General features: G+C 49.2%; 1 rRNA gene. It reads left to right on the plus strand.

Annotation, left to right across the window (positions count from 1 at the left end):
* Positions 1–22: 22 nt before the first annotated feature.
* Positions 23–614 (plus strand): 23S ribosomal RNA (locus ACWATA_RS29315); the annotation flags it as partial.

Genomic DNA, 614 nt, shown 5'->3' on the forward strand with positions numbered 1-614 from the left:
GTTGTACCATTTATTCGCTAATGGTTAAGTTAGAAAGGGCGCACGGTGAATGCCTTGGCACTAGGAGCCGATGAAGGACGGGACTAACACCGATATGCTTCGGGGAGCTGTAAGTGAGCTTTGATCCGGAGATTTCCGAATGGGGAAACCCACTGTTCGTAATGGAACAGTATCTTTATCTGAATACATAGGATATTGAAGGCAGACCCGGGGAACTGAAACATCTAAGTACCCGGAGGAAGAGAAAGCAAATGCGATTTCCTGAGTAGCGGCGAGCGAAACGGAATTAGCCCAAACCAAGAGGCTTGCCTCTTGGGGTTGTAGGACACTCTATACGGAGTTACAAAGGAACGAAGTAAATGAAGCGACCTGGAAAGGTCCGTCGAAGAAGGTAACAACCCTGTAGTTGAAACTTCGTTCCCTCTTGAGTGGATCCTGAGTACGGCGGAACACGTGAAATTCCGTCGGAAGCTGGGAGGACCATCTCCCAAGGCTAAATACTACCTAGTGACCGATAGTGAACCAGTACCGTGAGGGAAAGGTGAAAAGCACCCCGGAAGGGGAGTGAAAGAGATCCTGAAACCGTGTGCCTACAAGTAGTCAGAGCCCGTTAA

This window comes from Priestia sp. USM5, from assembly GCF_058323215.1.